General features: G+C 39.8%; 18 protein-coding genes and 1 pseudogene. 11 read left to right on the top strand and 8 right to left on the bottom strand.

Annotated features, from left to right (window positions below):
- Positions 1 to 77, top strand: a pseudogene (locus G9371_RS19395) (ketoglutarate semialdehyde dehydrogenase); the annotation flags it as partial.
- Between the two features lie 52 nt (positions 78 to 129).
- On the opposite strand, the gene G9371_RS17865 reads toward G9371_RS19395, so the two are convergent.
- Positions 130 to 1,026, bottom strand: a complete 897-nt coding sequence (locus tag G9371_RS17865) for a hypothetical protein (protein ID WP_029423807.1) — start codon at positions 1,024 to 1,026, stop codon at positions 130 to 132.
- A gap of 330 nt (positions 1,027 to 1,356) precedes the next feature.
- Here G9371_RS17865 and G9371_RS17860 point away from each other — a divergent pair, with 330 nt between their 5' ends.
- The 3 genes from G9371_RS17860 to G9371_RS17850 all read left to right on the top strand — a co-directional run bounded on the left by G9371_RS17860 (position 1,357) and on the right by G9371_RS17850 (position 4,667).
- Positions 1,357 to 2,187 carry an alpha/beta fold hydrolase gene (locus tag G9371_RS17860; protein ID WP_029423806.1) on the top strand — a complete coding sequence of 277 codons (831 nt, stop codon included), beginning with the start codon at positions 1,357 to 1,359 and terminating at the stop codon, positions 2,185 to 2,187.
- A 158-nt stretch (positions 2,188 to 2,345) separates the two neighbouring features.
- On the top strand, positions 2,346 to 3,584 hold the full coding sequence (locus tag G9371_RS17855; RefSeq protein WP_029423805.1) for an NADH:flavin oxidoreductase/NADH oxidase family protein: 1,239 nt from the start codon (positions 2,346 to 2,348) through the stop codon (positions 3,582 to 3,584).
- A 15-nt stretch (positions 3,585 to 3,599) separates the two neighbouring features.
- Entirely contained in the window at positions 3,600 to 4,667 is a 1,068-nt protein-coding gene (locus G9371_RS17850) for a saccharopine dehydrogenase family protein (RefSeq protein ID WP_029423804.1), read from the top strand.
- A 61-nt stretch (positions 4,668 to 4,728) separates the two neighbouring features.
- Here G9371_RS17850 and G9371_RS17845 read toward each other — a convergent pair whose 3' ends face one another.
- Together G9371_RS17845 and G9371_RS17840 are read right to left on the bottom strand one after the other, a co-directional pair.
- Entirely contained in the window at positions 4,729 to 5,535 is an 807-nt protein-coding gene (locus tag G9371_RS17845) for a type 1 glutamine amidotransferase domain-containing protein (protein ID WP_029423803.1), read from the bottom strand.
- Between the two features lie 75 nt (positions 5,536 to 5,610).
- On the bottom strand, positions 5,611 to 6,027 hold the full coding sequence (locus tag G9371_RS17840) for a MerR family transcriptional regulator (protein ID WP_001026795.1): 417 nt from the start codon (positions 6,025 to 6,027) through the stop codon (positions 5,611 to 5,613).
- A gap of 155 nt (positions 6,028 to 6,182) precedes the next feature.
- On the opposite strand from G9371_RS17840, the gene G9371_RS17835 reads away from it, so the two are divergent.
- Positions 6,183 to 6,875: a type 1 glutamine amidotransferase domain-containing protein gene (locus G9371_RS17835; protein WP_029423802.1), complete on the top strand. Its 693-nt coding sequence runs from the start codon at positions 6,183 to 6,185 to the stop codon at positions 6,873 to 6,875.
- Positions 6,876 to 6,966: 91 nt separating this feature from the next.
- Here G9371_RS17835 and G9371_RS17830 read toward each other — a convergent pair whose 3' ends face one another.
- Entirely contained in the window at positions 6,967 to 8,172 is a 1,206-nt protein-coding gene (locus G9371_RS17830) for an NAD(P)/FAD-dependent oxidoreductase (RefSeq protein ID WP_029423801.1), read from the bottom strand.
- 158 nt (positions 8,173 to 8,330) lie between these two features.
- Positions 8,331 to 8,879: an RrF2 family transcriptional regulator gene (locus G9371_RS17825; RefSeq protein ID WP_017816866.1), complete on the bottom strand. Its 549-nt coding sequence runs from the start codon at positions 8,877 to 8,879 to the stop codon at positions 8,331 to 8,333.
- Between the two features lie 406 nt (positions 8,880 to 9,285).
- On the opposite strand from G9371_RS17825, the gene G9371_RS17820 reads away from it, so the two are divergent.
- Complete coding sequence (locus tag G9371_RS17820) at positions 9,286 to 9,654, top strand: hypothetical protein (RefSeq protein WP_026056125.1); 369 nt, start codon at positions 9,286 to 9,288, stop codon at positions 9,652 to 9,654.
- 57 nt (positions 9,655 to 9,711) lie between these two features.
- Here G9371_RS17820 and G9371_RS17815 read toward each other — a convergent pair whose 3' ends face one another.
- The 3 genes from G9371_RS17815 to G9371_RS17805 form a co-directional block, all read right to left on the bottom strand.
- Complete coding sequence (locus tag G9371_RS17815) at positions 9,712 to 10,731, bottom strand: MBL fold metallo-hydrolase (RefSeq protein ID WP_029423799.1); 1,020 nt, start codon at positions 10,729 to 10,731, stop codon at positions 9,712 to 9,714.
- Between the two features lie 139 nt (positions 10,732 to 10,870).
- The gene (locus tag G9371_RS17810) at positions 10,871 to 11,440 is read right to left on the bottom strand and encodes a TetR/AcrR family transcriptional regulator (RefSeq protein WP_029423798.1); all 570 of its coding nucleotides are present in this window, start codon (positions 11,438 to 11,440) and stop codon (positions 10,871 to 10,873) included.
- 93 nt (positions 11,441 to 11,533) lie between these two features.
- Complete coding sequence (locus tag G9371_RS17805; RefSeq protein ID WP_029423797.1) at positions 11,534 to 12,469, bottom strand: LysR family transcriptional regulator; 936 nt, start codon at positions 12,467 to 12,469, stop codon at positions 11,534 to 11,536.
- Between the two features lie 179 nt (positions 12,470 to 12,648).
- On the opposite strand from G9371_RS17805, the gene G9371_RS17800 reads away from it, so the two are divergent.
- The 5 genes from G9371_RS17800 to G9371_RS17780 are packed head-to-tail and all read left to right on the top strand — an operon-like array spanning position 12,649 to position 17,435.
- Entirely contained in the window at positions 12,649 to 13,413 is a 765-nt protein-coding gene (locus G9371_RS17800) for an SDR family oxidoreductase (protein WP_029423796.1), read from the top strand.
- A gap of 12 nt (positions 13,414 to 13,425) precedes the next feature.
- Positions 13,426 to 14,181 carry an SDR family NAD(P)-dependent oxidoreductase gene (locus G9371_RS17795; RefSeq protein ID WP_029423795.1) on the top strand — a complete coding sequence of 252 codons (756 nt, stop codon included), beginning with the start codon at positions 13,426 to 13,428 and terminating at the stop codon, positions 14,179 to 14,181.
- A 45-nt stretch (positions 14,182 to 14,226) separates the two neighbouring features.
- A complete protein-coding gene (locus G9371_RS17790) occupies positions 14,227 to 15,138 on the top strand; it encodes an SDR family NAD(P)-dependent oxidoreductase (RefSeq protein WP_029423794.1) in 912 nt (303 codons plus the stop codon).
- A gap of 2 nt (positions 15,139 to 15,140) precedes the next feature.
- Positions 15,141 to 15,602, top strand: a complete 462-nt coding sequence (locus G9371_RS17785) for a MaoC family dehydratase (protein ID WP_029423793.1) — start codon at positions 15,141 to 15,143, stop codon at positions 15,600 to 15,602.
- A 9-nt stretch (positions 15,603 to 15,611) separates the two neighbouring features.
- On the top strand, positions 15,612 to 17,435 hold the full coding sequence (locus G9371_RS17780) for an acyl-CoA dehydrogenase (protein WP_029423792.1): 1,824 nt from the start codon (positions 15,612 to 15,614) through the stop codon (positions 17,433 to 17,435).
- Positions 17,436 to 17,456: the final 21 nt, after the last annotated feature.

Raw genomic sequence — 17,456 nt, 5'->3', positions numbered from 1 at the left:
CGGAAGCCTTAAAAGACAGTAATCCGTTGCAGATTTTAAGACTGGTGAATGGTGAGATGACTAAAGAAGCGATCTAAAAAATAAAAAGAGACCACGAGTTGGTCTCTTTTTATATCTCGAAGAATAGATTTATAACGGAGTAGGCAAATTAAGGAATGCTTGGGCATCTTGAATAACATCCAAGCGGAGAATTTTTGAAGCGCCAAGTTCATTTAGCAACTTTGTCAAAGGGTCTTCATTTTTCACAAATTGTACTTTCTTTGGAAAAAGCTTTTGCGCAAAAGAAAGAACGTTTGATTGAACATCTGTTTGATGCCATTTCCCATCGACTATATGTAGCATGGTTGCTTTATTAATATGTGTTTCAGAATCGACACGTTTTAAAGTAGGAACAGCAGATTTTAAACTTAAATCCAATTTTCCATTAACATCGAAAATTTTGGCTTGAACCTCTTTTGAACTAATACCGATATCAATTTTTGTTAACCATTTTGGTAACTGGTAACCATATACACCACGGACTCTAGCAATTTCTGTATCTACAGGCAAAGCTAAAACATGTGCATGAAAGTGGCGTTGACGCATCGATTTCATTAACTCTGCGATGTGAGGCCCACGAGCCTTAGGTTTGCGTACAACAATCGCAATCGACACTTCGTTATAGGGATCATTGTCACAAACCGAATAAGAGAAAAAAGTGACCGCGACTAACCCATAACCCGGAAATGGTTGTAAGGGCGTTAAAGCATCGGGAAGTTTTGCCTTAATATATTTAATGGGAGCAAGCATTAATAGCTGAACATTTGCACTACGATAATAAAAGTTCGGCGCCCAAACAGGACCAACACGTGACTCCACAATTTTTTTAGGAATATGACGGAAAAAATCGATATTGCCAGCAGCTGGATCTTGGGCAATTTCATCTAGATCTGGATGCATTCTAAAACGGTCATAGTAGCCTCCTTTAGGTACTTTGACTTTTTGTTGCCCAAATTCAACCTCAGTAAATTGTTGTTTTATATTCATGAGTGTTTACCTTTAACATTAACTGACCAAGTAGCTACGGTTGCCTTTATCAAGACGTGTTAATTTATAGCCAATGTCGGCACTATAAGGTTAAAGTTCACTTTAAAGTCAAGGCTTTAATTTCTAGCTGTAAAGTCTTTGACATTTAAAAGAAATAAAATAAAAAACAATTAAAGATTAAAAAGATACAGAGTACAGTAGAGTCTTCATATAAATTTTATTTTAACAATAAGATTGAGACTATTGACCTTAAAGCTAACTTTAATCTTACGATAAACATTCATACCTTTATAACGAATCTAGAAGCAGATTTTCAGCAGGAGTACAAAGATGGGATATGTAACCACAAAAGATGGCGTAGACATTTTCTATAAAGACTGGGGGCCACGCGATGCCCAAGTTTTATTTTTTCATCATGGTTGGCCTTTGAGTTCAGATGATTGGGATACACAATTACTTTTCTTTTTAGAGCAAGGTTATCGTGTAGTCGCTCATGACAGACGCGGTCATGGACGTTCAAGTCAAGTGTGGGATGGTCACGATATGGAACATTATGCAGATGATGTTGCAGAAGTGGTTAAACATCTGAACATTAAAAATGCAATTCATATTGGACACTCAACCGGTGGTGGCGAGGTAGTCCGCTATATTGCACGTCATGGTCAGGAAAACGTTGCAAAAGCTGTACTTGTCAGTGCAGTACCGCCACTCATGGTTCAAACTGAAAATAATCCTGAAGGTTTACCAAAAGAAGTTTTTGATGACCTTCAAAATCAAGTACTCACAAACCGTGCGCAATTTTTCCGTGACCTGCCATCTGGTCCATTCTATGGTTTTAACCGCCCTGATGCGAAACCATCTGAAGGTATCATTTCGAACTGGTGGCGTCAGGGTATGACGGGTAGTGCAAAAGCACATTACGATGGTATTGTGGCATTCTCACAAACTGACTTCACCGAAGATTTAAAGAAAATCACGGTTCCTGTTTTGGTATTACATGGTGACGACGACCAGATCGTGCCGTATAAAACTTCTGGCGTAAAATCTGCTGAATTACTTCAAAATAGCCAACTCAAAATCTATCCAGGTTTTTCTCACGGCATGTTAACTGTAAACCATGAAGTGATTAATGCTGATTTATTGGCCTTTATTCGTGAATAATTAAAAACATTCAAACTTTAAAAAAGAGGCGTTAAGTGCCTCTTTTTTATTTATAAATTACTGAAATTGAAAGTAATAAATATAGGAATAATAAAAGGTATTGACATTAAAGTTAGCTTTAATCTTAAAGTAAAGCCATACTGAATGAGGTCATTCCAATGAAAGTGTTCGAAAAATTAGTATTCCCAAATGGCTCATATGTTCCTAACCGTATTGCTAAAGCAGCAATGGAAGAAAATATGGCTGATTTAAACCATGCACCATCAGAAGAATTAATGCGTTTATATCAGGCTTGGGCAAATGGTGGCGTAGGTTTAATCATTACCGGAAATGTAATGGTAGACCGCCGAGCGATGACTGGACCGGGCGGCGTAGTGCTTGAAGATGAAAAGCATCTGGATACTTTTAAAAAATGGGCACAAATTGGGCGCTCAAAAGGCGCTCAGATGTGGCTTCAAATTAACCATCCGGGTCGCCAAATGCAAGCCAATCTTGGTCAGCAGACGTGGGCACCATCCGCTATTTCACTTGATCTTGGCAAAATGTCAAATCGCTTTAACACGCCAATCGAAATGACGGAATCTATGATTGCAGAGGTGATTCAGCGTTTTGCAAACACGGCGCGTTTAGGTGAAAAAGCTGGGTTTACTGGTGTAGAAATTCATGCTGCGCATGGTTATTTATTAAGCCAGTTTCTTTCTCCACTGAGCAATAAACGCCAAGATCAATGGGGTGGTTCTTTAGAAAACCGCGCTCGCATTTTAATTGAGATTGTTGAAGCTGTTCGTAAAGTGGTTTCGCCTCAGTTTACTGTTGCAGTGAAACTAAATTCAGCCGATTTCCAACGTGGTGGGTTTAGCGCTGAAGATGCCCAACAAGTGGTTAAAATGTTAAATGAGCATGCAGTTGATTTGGTTGAACTTTCAGGCGGTAGCTATGAAGCGCCTGCAATGCAAGGTCAAGCACGTGATGGTCGTACACTTGCCCGTGAAGCTTACTTTTTAGAGTTTGCACAAGAGATTCGTAAAGTTGCCAAAATGCCTGTTATGGTGACAGGTGGGATACGCCGTAAACAAGTGGCAGAAAAAGTAATTGAAAGTGGTGTAGATATGGTCGGTATTGCCACAGCTTTAGCCATTGAACCTAATTTGCCAAATGCTTGGAAACAAGGCCAGAATCTTACTCCTGAGTTAAAACCAATTACTTGGAAGAACAAAACACTTGCTTCACTTGCCAATATGGCTGTGGTCAAATTCCAGTTACGTAATTTAAGCGCAGGTAAAAAAACAAAACCAAATATTTCACCAGCTTGGGCTTTAATTTTGCAACAATCAGCTATGTCATGCCGTACTCGTCAATACAAAAAAGGCATGCGTGACTATTCATTTGCTTCTTAATAAGTGAGTTGTGTTATGACAAATCCTAACGATTCAAACTGGATAATTTATGGAGCAAATGGCTACACGGGCGAGTTAATCGCTCGTGAAGCTGTACGCCTAGGTCTAAAACCAACTTTGGCTGGTCGTAACAAAGCTAAGGTTGAAGCACTTGCTCAAGAGTTGGGGCTTGGTTATAAGGCTTTTGGGCTAGATAACGTGGATGCGGTAAGTGAACAACTCCAAGGCTTTAAACTGGTCATGCACTGTGCAGGGCCATTTTCCGCGACATCGAAACCCATGATGGAAGCTTGTATAAAGGCAGGTGCTCACTATCTAGATATTACGGGCGAAATCTCAGTATTTGAGTTGGCACAGTCACTTAACAGCCAAGCCGAAAAAGCCGATGTTGTGCTTTGTCCAGGTGTTGGTTTTGATGTGATTCCGACAGATTGCGTTGCCGCTGCGCTCAAAGAAGCTCTGCCAGATGCGACCCATTTGGCGCTTGGTTTTGATTCAAAAACAGGGCTTTCACCGGGTACTGCAAAAACAAGTACAGAAGGTATGGCCGAAGGCGGCAAAATTCGTAAAAATGGAAAAATTACCACTGTTCCATTAGCACATTATGTCCGTACTATCGATTTCGGTGATGGTAAAAAAAGTGCTATGAGCGTTCCGTGGGGAGATGTATCTACAGCGTTTTATACAACGGGTATTCCAAACATTGAAGTATTTGTTCCTGCGCCTCCCAAAATGATTTTTGGTGCGAAAATGATGAACTGCTTCCGCCCTGTATTAAAACTCAATGCCGTGCAAAAGTTTATTAAATCACGTATTGAAAAAACGATTGTTGGACCAAATGAGGAACTCCGCGCGAAAGTACCCACCTATGTTTGGGGAGAAGCAAGAAATTCACGTGGGGAAATCAAAACTGCTCGCATCCAAACGGAAAACGCTTATAGCCTTACCGTAAATGGCTCACTGACTGTGGTGAATTATTTACTCAAAAACACCGTTAAGGGCGGTACATATACACCTGCAAAACTGATCGGTTATAAGCTAGTGACTGAGCTGCCGGGTTCTGGTCCACTGGTTATTACTTAAAAGAAAAGCCAATTAGAGAGTTAATCTGTAATTGGCTTTTTAATATGAATATTTTATCAATTTATTGAATGCTGCTTAAACGCTTAACGACTGCTTCTGCAATTTCTTTACTCGACTGCGGGTTTTGTCCAGTAATAATTCTGTCGTCTGAAACCACATATGAGGTAAACGGAATAAATGCTTGTTTGTAGTTTGCTCCACGTTCAATGAGTCCGTTTTGTAAAGAAAATGGAACTTGAGACTTAATACCAGATAAAGTTTCTTCAATATTTGCAAAACTAGTAACAGTTCTACCCGCAATTAGTGGTTTACCATTTTCATTCTGTAGAGGTAATAAACCACCTACGCCATGACAGACCGCTGAAACAACCCCACCTTGGCGATAGATCTGTTCGCTAATGTTTTGCAAAGCTTTATTGTTTGGGAAATCCCACATGGTACCGTGTCCACCCGTATAGTAAATGGCTTTGTACTGGGTAGGATTAATCGTGTTCGGAGCCAATGTCGTTTTCAACTTCTGCATAAATGCTGGGTCAGCTAAATGCTGACGAGCGGATTTGTCTAAGTAAATAGACTTTAAACTACGCTCATCTAACGGCACTTGACCGCCTAAAGGACTTACAAAATCCATTTCATAGCCAGCAGCTGATGCAACATCATAAAAATGGGTGAGTTCAGTCAACCACAGCCCTGTTTTATCCGAACGAGAAGGGTAAGCCGAGTGATTAGTCATGACGACTAAAATTTTTCCATTTATTTTTGCAGGGCTTTGAGCTTTATCTGAACCTGCGGCATAAACCGCATTTGTAGATAAAAGAATGGCAAAAATAATGCTTAAACAACGTTGAAAGTTCCACACTTTAAACATGACAGGTCCTCATTTATCACCTGTAATCAATCGTATGTTTAAAGCACACTTTAAGGTCAATATACCTTTAAGGAATTAGGGAGTTTTTGATTTATCGTAATAGAGATTCATGAGACGTTCGGCATTTTCTTCACAGGTAATTTCATCGGGTTTGTTATTAATTGCTTCAACCATAGTACGTAAGTTTTGCTTACTGACTTTTAGCTTCTGTTCTAAAAGCTCTATTTCCTGAATTTTAGATTCAAGTGTTTGGATGAGTGCGTCATGGTTCCAAGTAGTTACCTTTGACGGTAAAAATGATTTAATTTCTGCTAAAGAAAACCCGACTTGCTGAGCTTGCTGAATTAAAGAAAGTTGTTTCAAATCATTATCAGTATATTCACGGTAGCCATTCGATTTTCTTTTTGCTTTAGGCAAGAGTTTGATTTGCTCATAATAACGAATTGTAGGGGTACTTAAACCACTTAGTTTTGATAACTCGCTAATATTCATAGCCACATACTCTATTGACATTAAAGTTAACTTTAGACTTATAGTAATGTAAAAGCAAGGTTCATAACTTTACTAAGCGCACACTTTCAGTAACAGCTTTCTATGTTGTGATAGATAAAAGATAGAATTATAAATATGAAGAATGAGGTGAGAAAATGTCTAAATGCATATTACATGTCGTGACCAATGTTTCACGCTATAAGAATTTCGATGAACCAACAGGGCTGTGGTTAGGCGAACTCACTCATGCTTATGATGAGTTTGAAAAGCAAGGTTATGTGCAAGATATTGTCAGCCCAAATGGTGGAAAAACTCCAATTGAACCAAAATCGCTTGTGCCTTTAATGGCAGATAAATCAGTTAAAGACCGAGAAAAAGATCAAGCTTTTATTACGCTGCTGGCAAATACTTTTAAGCCTTCCGATATTAATTGGCAAGATTATGATGTGATCTACTATACGGGTGGTCACGGTGTTATGTGGGATTTTTTAGATAACCCTGAACTGCAAGAAATCACCAAAAATATTTATGAAAAAGGCGGTATTGTTTCGAGTGTTTGTCATGGCTACTGTGGCTTGCTCAATGTCAGACTTTCCAATGACGAACGACTTATAAAAGGCAAAAAGTTAACAGGCTTTGCATGGAGTGAAGAAGTTTTGGCAGGGGTGGCAAAAAAAGTGCCATATAATGCCGAAGAGTTAGCGAAAGAATATGGTGCTCGTTATGAAAAGGCTTTTATTCCTTTTGCACCGTATGTCGTTCAAGACGGTAAGTTAATTACGGGGCAAAACCCGTTTTCAGCTAAAAAGACAGCTTTAGCGATAATAGAAGAGCTAGAAAAGTCATAATTTAATGATTCAAATATAAACCCTAAAAGCAAAACAGCGATGGGCTTGCTTTTAGGGTTTTAAATAAATGGATTGGTGTAAAAAATTAAGCTTAAGGAACAATCACAAAATCAGGGTTTGCTATTGCAAAAACTGCTTCACGGTCTGCAACTGGTGGATAAATCCAAACAGTATTAATTTCCTGTTTAATTTTTTTCGCTTCTTCACGCACAAATTGAACTTGTCGATCCCAACCTTCAGTATAAAGTGCGCCCCAAGGACCTAAGTCAACACAAGTGACATACTTTGGTTGGCTGTATGGATGAAGTGGTAAATCAACCAATTCTGCCGCAGCGTTGTAACCCGCCACACGGCCTAAGCTCATAGCATGCTGACACGACATCACATTAAAATTGCCTAAATCATCGGTTGGAACTTTTACAGTATCGCCAGTCACAAAAATGTTTTTTGCTTCAGGTGCATGTAAATAAGTATCCCCAATCAAACGTCCTAAATTATCTTTTTCACCAGCAATTTGAGAGGTGAGTGGATTAGCCCGCATACCGGCAGTCCAAATCACGGTCTCTGTTTCAATTTTTTCGCCGTTAGAAAGCGTTACGCCAGTGGCATCTAGCGCATTAACTCTTAGCCCAGCTTTACCTTCAACACCGAGTTCGTTAAGGGCTTCTCGAATAACAGTCGCAGCTTGGTCGCCCATTGCTGCACCAATTTCTGTTGAGGAATCAACCAAAACCACACGGACATCAGTTTCACCTAAAATGCTACGCAAACGTTCAGGCATTTCGGTCACAGTTTCTAACCCAGTAAGACCACCACCAGCAACGACTACAGTATTACGAGCTGCATTTGCAGGTTTAGTGGCTAAGTTTTTAAGATGATGATCTAGTTTTTCAGCATCTTCTAATGTATTTACGCTAAATCCATATTCTTTTAGACCCGGTATAGGGGGCATAAAAGTCGTACTTCCGGTTGCTAGAACAAAACGGTCATAGCTTAAGTTTTGCTTGTTACCATCGGTGGTTGCAACTTCGATAGTTTGTTGGCCGACATCAATTTTATTTACCCAACCTGCCAGAAATTTAACCCCAACCACGGTTAATAACTCTGAAATATCAGGGTTCATGTTTTCAAGCACGGCTTCATAAAGACGAGGACGAATCCCGACATTTGGGCTAGGGGAAACCATCATCACTTCAATGTTTTGTTCTTGCGATGCTAAGTGAATTGCTCTTTGTGCCGCGAGTGCAGCCCATAAACCTGCAAAGCCAGAACCAGCAATAATAATACGCTTACTCATTGGATTATCCTTTTGATAGATTTTTCGGACAACACGTTCCAGCTCATCACAAAATTTAGGGTGAGCGAATCCATTCTCTGATTGTCCGAAAAAATCTGAGAAGGCGTTTAAAACGGATTAGGGATGTTTTACTTTAGTATTTGAGGATTATTAGCTCATTAGTCGGGAGTATCCCGCGATATTTTACTTTTCCGCATTTTTGCTGTTCTTCCTTCAATGCGCTCGTTGATCCAACCATTTACATCACTAAAAAATACGTCGGGTGCATAACGGCCAAAACGGTCTGCAATATCGCCAAGTGTATGAGCACCTAATGCGTCTCGCATAGCTTTTTCGGCTTGTAGCATGACAGCATGTACTGCACACACACCACTGGTTGCCCAATCTGGTGGGGCATTGTTAAAAACTGCACATTTACCACGCACTTCTTGGCACTCAAAAAGCGGTTTTTCACCCTCAATTGCATTCACGATATCTAAAAAGCTGATTTCGTGAGCAGATTGAGCCAGTAAATAGCCGCCGCGCACACCTTCTTGTGCAACCACAAGTCCTGCCTTTTCAAGTTTAGGAAAAATCTTGGCCATAAAACTCGGAGAGACTCCTTGTAATTCGGCAAGATCCTTACTACTCAAAGGTTTATCTTCATTGTTCACAAGAAAAAGAAGACAGTGAATCGCATACTCGACGCTACTAGTGATATAAGCCATTTAATTTCATAATTGATCAACTATAAACACAGACTAATGTAGTCTGCGTTTTAAGTCAACAATAAAACTAGGATAAAGTTAGTCCTAGTTTTAAAAAGGCTATTTAAAAGTATTAATTTTGAATATATCTAATTGAATAATTTAAATTTTATTAAATAAAAAGATTTTAATATTTTATAAAAAATATTTTATTGAGTTCTTTTAATCGTATGAATGTCTAATAGGTGTTTAATCAAATAGTTCACGACTTATAAGTAAGATAGATGAAATGGGATAGGCATTTATCATTTATTTATAGAGTCTTTTAAATTATATTTACGTAGATTGTTTTACTTAAAATATTGAATAGCTTTATCTGAATAAAAATATTTTTTACATAGCATGATGAATGAATAAGAGAGTTGTTTTGAAAACTGAATTTATTATTAGATGTATTTATGCACTTTGCCTTATCGGTGCAGGGTTCAACCATTTACAAACAGTTTTGATGCATGGTTTGTTTTGGGACTATAACAATGCGCCTTTATTTACTTGTATTTATTGGACATCTTTAACGTTTATTGATCCACTTGCAGCAATTCTTCTATTTTATAGACCTCGTATCGGCTTAATTCTAACTTTTCTTATTATATTTAGTGATGTCATTCACAACACTTGGATTACATTAAAAGTAGGGCGAGACTTGCTCAACTATATGTATATTTCGCAATTTTTATTTCTGGTTTTTGTTTTGTGCACAATTAAGTTTCCTTGGAAAGCACATAAAACAAGTTAAAATTTAAAGATTGGAGAGCAAAAGCATTTTTTTACTCTCCAAATAATTTTTTCAAACTTACGAACGCCACCAATAATTTTCAATATTTGGTTCCTCTAAGTTCAATAATTCACCCATTTGCGGTGTGCTAATCGCTAAATTATTTTGTTGAGCCAAAGCGACGATACGTTCAAACGGGTCATCCCAAGCGTGAAGTGCCAAATCAAAAGTCCCATTGTGCACAGGCAACAAATGACGACCTTTTAAATCGATATGCGCTTGTAAAGTTTGCTCTGGCTGCATGTGAACATCGGGCCATTCGGGGTCGTAAGCGCCAGTTTCTAACATGGTCAGATCGAAAGGGCCATAACGATGTCCAATCTCTTTAAACCCGTCAAAATAGCCCGTATCTCCACTGAAAAATACCCGCAAGTCATTATCAATAACCACCCACGATGCCCAAAGTGTCGCATTGCTATCACCCATACCACGGCCTGAAAAATGATGAGCAGGGGTAGCCACCAATTTTAGTCCATCTACCTGTGTGGTACCCCACCAGTCGAGCTGCTGAACCTTTTCTGCTGGAATTCCCCATTTAATGAGAGTGTCACCCACACCAAGCGGTGTTAAGAAATGCTCAACCTTATCTTGAAGTTGCATGACTGCATGGTAGTCGAGGTGGTCGTAGTGGTTATGCGACAAAATTACGCCTTTGATGGGTGGTAATTCGGCAATGCTAATTGGGGGCTGATGGAAACGTTTTGGTCCAAGCCATTGAAAAGGTGAGGCACGCTCTGAAAAAACAGGGTCGGTTAACCAAAACTCATTTTGAAGTTTTAACAAAATGGTTGAGTGGCCCAAACGAAATAGAGAGCGGTCAGGCGCACTTAAAAGCTGTTCTTTTGACAAACTTAAAACAGGAATTGCTTTGTTTGGAACTGTGTCTTTTGGTTTGTTAAATAGAAACTTCCACATAAGTTGAAGCGTTTTGCCAAAAGAAGGCTGATGTTGGTTCGGACGCGTATTTCTAAATTTGCCATTATGTTGCTGAGATGGCATTAAGGGTGCAGGCAAGGCTGTTGTGTTTGAAATAGTCATTTTGTTTTTCCTTATTGGAACAAACCTATATGTACAAATAAGAACTTGGGCTAAGTGCTCATTTAGATTTATTTGAATGAGTATTTACTCACTCATTAATTTATTCAAAAATAAGGATGCCGCGCATCCTTACTTTTATCTATATTGAAACTGCATGCCAAAACGCTTCAAAACCAGATTTGCGATAACGCTCGGTTTGAGAAGGGTCTTGGGCAATAAAATTGAGTGTAACTTCAGCAAGCGCACCTAAAATTGAAGCAATAAATAACGGCGGATAATCTCTTAATTTGCCATCATTAATACACTCTTGAATGTTTTGAGTCAGATCACAAAAGGTTTGCATGCCAATTTGTTTGCTTTGCTCGGTAATTTGTTCCGAGGTTGAAAGCTGCGCCATCACTTTTCGTTTAAGGGGAGCTTCTAGACTCCAGTCCAAATAGCTTCGCCAGATATGTGACATTTGTGTTTGCAGGTCAGCGTTAGTCGGGTAACCATGCATCATCACCTGACGTAACTCAGCCTTTAGTGAAAGATATAACTGATTCAGCAGCTCTTCTTTATTACTAAAATAGGTAAATAACGTACCTTCTGCCACGCCAGCAACTTTGGCAATTTTTGAGGTAGACGCACGTTCGCCAAGCTCTGCTAATGTTTCAATAGCAGCACTTAAAATTGCATTACGTTTATCTTCACTACGAGGACGAGCCATATACAAAAATATTAATTGAGTGATTACTCAATCATACATAAAAATATGAGCAGTGCAAGCGAAATAGAATTTTACTGTCATAAATTTACTATTTTATAAACTATTCATAAGCTGCAATATTTGGCTCTTACACCATACAATTTGGTGTTCATGGGACTTTTGCTGATCCCAATATAAATTCATTTGATATCCAACAATATCTATCGGTAGCGGATGCACCTTAATTTGAGGGTAATTATCTTTAAAGTGAGCAATTTGACATTGAGGAATCGTGAGTAAATGGTCCATTTGTGTAATTAATCGGATTGCCGTTTCATATTGTTGGCAGCGGAAACTAATTGTTCTTTTGATACCTTGTTTAGATAAGAAAAAATCTTCAAAAACACGACCTGTAGGACGAGAGGACACTGTAATGTGCTTAGCTTCTAAATAAATTTCTTTGGTTAGGTTCGTTTTGGATAATAGGGGATGCTGCTTACGACTTATTACTACAAATTGATCTTTAGTAAGGCATTCATAACCAATGCTATCTTCAACCGAATGTTGAACATCAATCGCAAAATCGATTTTCCCTGTAGAAAGCTCATGTCTTAAGTTTTTACGATCAATGCGTACGCTATTTAACTGCAAATTAGGATTAAATTGAGTTAAGTGCTGAATAATAGAGGGTAAAAAAATTCCTTCATACTCATCATTCATAGCAATTGTGAGATGCTTTAAATCTCGTGCTGGCACAAAATCATGCGTGCTTTGAATTGCTTGATGCATAAGTTGTAATGACTGTTCAATTTTAGGCCATAAACGTTTGGCTAAAGGTGATGGAACAACACCGTGTCCATCTCGAATAAATAATGGATCATTAAAATGATCACGTAAACGTGCCAAAGCATGGCTAACAGCAGGTTGACTTAGAAAAAGTTGTTCACTGGCCCGTGTTAGATTTTTTTCTTTATAAATTGCCACAAATACACGAAATAAATTCAGGTCAATACGGGCAAGAGAGGCAATATTATTATTCATTTCATTCATAGTTTGTTATTCAAACAATTCATTTTATTCATTGTAACAAGTTAGATATGGTCAGGAAATAGCGTAAGAAATAGAGTGATTAAAACCGTGAATTTTGAATATAGCGCTTGTGTTAACCACATTTAGAAAGCGTTGATTATAACTAATTTTTATAAAACCTATGAACATAAGGAAGTGATATGGCAACACATTTATTTGATTTGACTGGAAAAATAGCCTTAGTTACAGGTGCAAGTCGCGGCATTGGCGAGGAAATTGCCAAACTTTTAGCTGAACAAGGTGCACATGTAATTGTCTCTAGTCGGAAAGTTGAAGATTGCCAACGTGTTGCTAATGAAATTATTGCAGCAAATGGAAAGGCGGAGGCTTTTGCTTGCCATGTGGGTAAGTTAGAAGATATTGCAGAAATTTTTGAATATATTCGTAAAGAACACGGTCGTTTAGATATTTTAGTCAATAATGCAGCTGCCAACCCTTATTTTGGTCATATTCTTGATACGGATATTGCTGCATATAACAAAACGGTTGAAGTCAACATTCGTGGATATTTCTTCATGTCTGTTGAGGCAGGTAAATTAATGAAAGAACAGGGTGACGGTGCAATTGTTAATACCGCATCTGTAAATGCCCTGCAACCTGGAGATCGACAAGGTATTTATTCTATTACCAAAGCTGCGGTGGTGAATATGACCAAAGCCTTTGCAAAAGAATGTGGACCATTGGGCATTCGAGTGAATGCTTTATTGCCGGGTCTTACCAAGACCAAATTTGCTTCGGCACTATTTGAAAATGAAGATATTTATAAAAGTTGGATGGACACAATTCCATTACGCCGTCACGCAGAACCACGTGAAATGGCTGGAACTGTACTTTATTTAGTGTCAGATGCTGCGAGTTACACCAATGGTGAATGTATTGTGGTTGATGGCGGTTTAACTATTTAGGGAGGAATAGCAATGTACGAACATTATTCAGGTCAAGTGGTCTTAATCACAGGTGCGGCGAGTGGATTTGGTGCATTGCTAGCAGAGCAACTGGCAAAGTATGGTGCAAAATTAGTGTTGGGTGACTTGAATATTGAAGGGTTAAATACTGTAGTTGAACCGCTACGCCAAGCAGGAGTAGAGGTGGTTGCGCAAGTGTGTGATGTCAGCTGTGAAGCAGATGTACAGGCTTTGGTGCAAAGTGCAGTTACTCAGTTTGGTAGAGTCGATGTCGGGGTCAATAATGCAGGTATGAGTCCGCCTATGAAAAGCTTTATTGATACCGATGAAGGAGATCTAGATTTGAGTTTTGCCGTCAATGCCAAAGGTGTGTTCTTTGGAATGAAGCATCAAATTCGTCAGATGTTGCAACAAGGTGGTGGCATTATTCTGAATGTTGCTTCTGTTGCAGGTTTAGGTGCGGCTCCCAAATTGGCTGCCTATTCTGCGGCAAAGCATGCTGTGGTGGGATTAACCAAAACAGCAGCGATTGAATATGCAAATAAAGGCATTCGAGTTAATGCAATTTGTCCATTTTATACAACCACCCCGATGGTGGTCGACAGTGAACTCAAAGAGAAACAAGACTTTTTAGCGCAGGCCTCGCCAATGAAGCGTCTTGGCCATCCAAGCGAAGTGGTGGCAATGATGCTGATGATGTGTGCCAAAGAAAACTCATATCTCACAGGTCAAGCCATTGCAATTGATGGCGGCGTAACAGCTTATTAAAACATTTATTAAATACATCTTATTCATATGTTTAGGAAAAAAATCATGACAATTAATTTAAGCAATCGAGTGGCTATTGTTACAGGTGCAGGCGCAGGTCTAGGGCGGGAACATGCATTGTTACTGGCACGTTTGGGTGCAAAAGTGGTCGTGAATGATCTTGGTAGCGATGTAAACGGAAAAGGTGGCTCAACCATGGCGGCCCAAAAAGTCGTGGATGAAATTATTGCGGCTGGTGGCGAGGCGATGGCAAATGGTGCTTCAGTCACTGATATTGAACAAGTTCAACAGATGGTAGATGAAACCATTGCCCGTTGGGGACGTGTAGATATTTTAATTAATAACGCTGGAATTCTTCGAGATAAAACTTTTAGCAAAATGTCACTAGATGACTTTCGTACCGTGATTGATGTCCACTTAATGGGGGCAGTAAATTGCACAAAAGCGGTATGGGATATCATGCGCGAGCAAAAATATGGTCGTATTGTTATGACGACTTCATCATCTGGTCTATATGGCAACTTTGGGCAGTCCAACTACAGTGCTGCAAAAATGGCATTGGTTGGACTCATGCAGACACTGGCTTTAGAAGGTGAAAAATTTAATGTTCGGGTAAATTGTCTAGCACCAACAGCAGCAACTCGTATGCTTGAAGGATTATTACCCGAAGAAGCCCTTAAAGCTCTTGCTCCAAGTGCGGTCAGTCCTGCAATCGCGACTTTGGTTAGCGAAGATGCACCGACTCGTATGATTCTTTGTGCGGGCGCAGGTAGTTTTGAAGCTGCCCACATTACCCTTACTCAAGGAATTTATTTAGGTACGGATGAACAGGTTCCGCATGTTTTAGCACAACGTTTAGCTGATGTTGCAGACCGAACAGGTGAGTTTGTGCCTGTCAGAGGAGGCGCTCAAGGTGAGCTTGAGCTGAAAAAAGCTTCATTAATGGCAGGAGAGTAATTTTGACAAAAAATACATTAAGCATCGACCAACTGGTTGAGTTGCAAGGTCAAGAATTAGGTAGCTCGCAATGGATGACCATTGATCAAAACATGATTAATACCTTTGCGGATGTCACACAAGATCATCAATTTATTCATGTGGATGAAGAAGCTGCTCGTCAGACACCTTTTGGTGGCACGATTGCCCACGGTTTTTTAACACTCTCTTTACTTTCAGCGATGGCCGCTCAAGTCTTGCCGACTGTCCAGGGGCAGAAATCTGGCGTGAATTATGGCATCAATAATTTGCATTTTATTAGTCCTGTACATAGCGGTAAGCGGGTGCGTGGAAATTTTCACTTAAAAAATGTTTCCCAAAAAAATGAGGGAAGTTATCAGTTGATCATGGAAGTCACGATTGAAATCGAAGATCAGGCAAAACCGGCACTTGTGGCCGAGTGGCTTACGCTTGTAAATGTATAGGAATAAACCATGAGCAATGAATTAATTCTCTCTCGCCGTGATGTCGATTTTTTGCTATTCGACTGGCTAAAAGTCGAAGAACTTAGTCAACGTGATTCTTTTGCAGGACAGGACCGTTTTGAATATACGTCTGTTTTAAACGTTTACGAGGCTTTGGCAACCGATTTATTTGCTCCTCATAATAAAAAAAATGACAGTAACGAACCTGTTTTTGATGGCGAACGTGTAACTGTCAACCCTGAAGTCGGGGTAGCGCTTAAGGCCTTTGCTGATGCAGGTTTGATGAGTGCAGCGTTTCCGTCAGATTGGAATGGGATGAACTTACCCAATACCATTGAGCGTGCAGGTATGGCATATCTACTCGGTGCCAATTCAGGAACAGCGGGCTATGCCTTTTTAACCATTGGTAATGCAAATTTATTAATGGCTCATGGTGAACCTGAAAAAGTTAAACCCTATGTCAACGCCATGATAGAAGGCAAATGTTTCGGAACGATGTGTTTATCGGAGCCGCAAGCAGGTTCAAGTCTGGCTGATATTCGTACACGTGCGATTAAAACAAAAGATGGTCGTTATCGTTTGTTTGGAAACAAAATGTGGATTTCAGGCGGCGAGCACGATATTTCTGACAATATTGTTCATTTGGTTCTGGCAAAAATTCCAGATGAAAATGGACAATTACCAGCAGGTGTGCAAGGCATTTCTCTGTTTACCGTACCGCGCAAATTACTCGATGAAAATGGACAGCCAAGTGAACGCAATGATGTGGTATTAGCTGGAATTAACCACAAGATGGGTTATCGGGGAACAGTGAATTGTGTGCTGAATTTTGGGGAAGGTCGTTTCACACCCGAAGGAGAAGCAGGCGCAATTGGTGAACTAGTCGGCGAAGCTGGTAAAGGGCTGGCCTATATGTTCCATATGATGAATGAAGCCCGAATTTCGGTTGGACTTGGGGCAGCAGCATTAGGATATACAGGTTATCTTCATGCTTTAGATTATGCAAAAACACGAGTACAAGGTCGCTCTCGTAGTGAACGCAATCCAAGTTCTCCACAAATCCCGCTCATTCAACATGCAGATGTACGCCGTATGCTCTTGGCGCAAAAAGCATATGTCTCAGGCGCATTAGCACTGTGCCTATATGCAGCTCGATTAACCGATGATATTCACTCGCTTGAAGATGCCGAGCAGCGCAACCAAGCCCATCAATTACTTGATCTATTAACACCAGTGGTGAAAAGCTGGTCTTCTGAATGGGGGCTGGTGGCAAATGATTTAGCCATTCAAGTTCATGGCGGCTACGGTTATACCCGTGAATATAATGTTGAACAGTTTTATCGGGACAATCGACTCAACCCGATTCATGAAGGAACATTTGGCATTCAAGCGCTCGATTTATTAGGACGAAAAACTCGTCTTAATCAGGGGCTGTCGATGAAGCTATTACATGAAAAAATCATGAATACGATTGAACTAGCCAAAGCTGAGCCTTCTTTAAAAGATCATGCTGATCAATTAGACCAAAAGTGGCAACTCATCCGAAATGTAACAGAGAAATTGCATGCCTTAACTGATGTAGAACTTCAACTGGCAAATGCCGCCAATTATCTGGAGGCTTTTGGACATCTTGTAGTGGGATGGTTATGGCTTGATCAAGCGGTAGTCATTCATAAACTCATGCCGAACTCAACAGATCCTGATTTTCTGCGTGGGAAGCTTGCCGCGTGTGATTATTTCTTTGGCTGGGAAATGCCGAAAATTATAAGTTGGTTAGCGGTACTCGATCCGGTAGAGACGACTCCACTCAATATGTCAGAAGAATGGTTCTAGTAAGAACCATTCCTTAACCGC

The sequence above is a fragment of the Acinetobacter sp. EKM10A genome, from assembly GCF_011075215.1.
Classification (GTDB): domain Bacteria; phylum Pseudomonadota; class Gammaproteobacteria; order Pseudomonadales; family Moraxellaceae; genus Acinetobacter; species Acinetobacter baumannii.
Note: the sequence above shows the minus strand (reverse complement) of the source record. Positions and strands in the feature narration are given on the sequence as shown.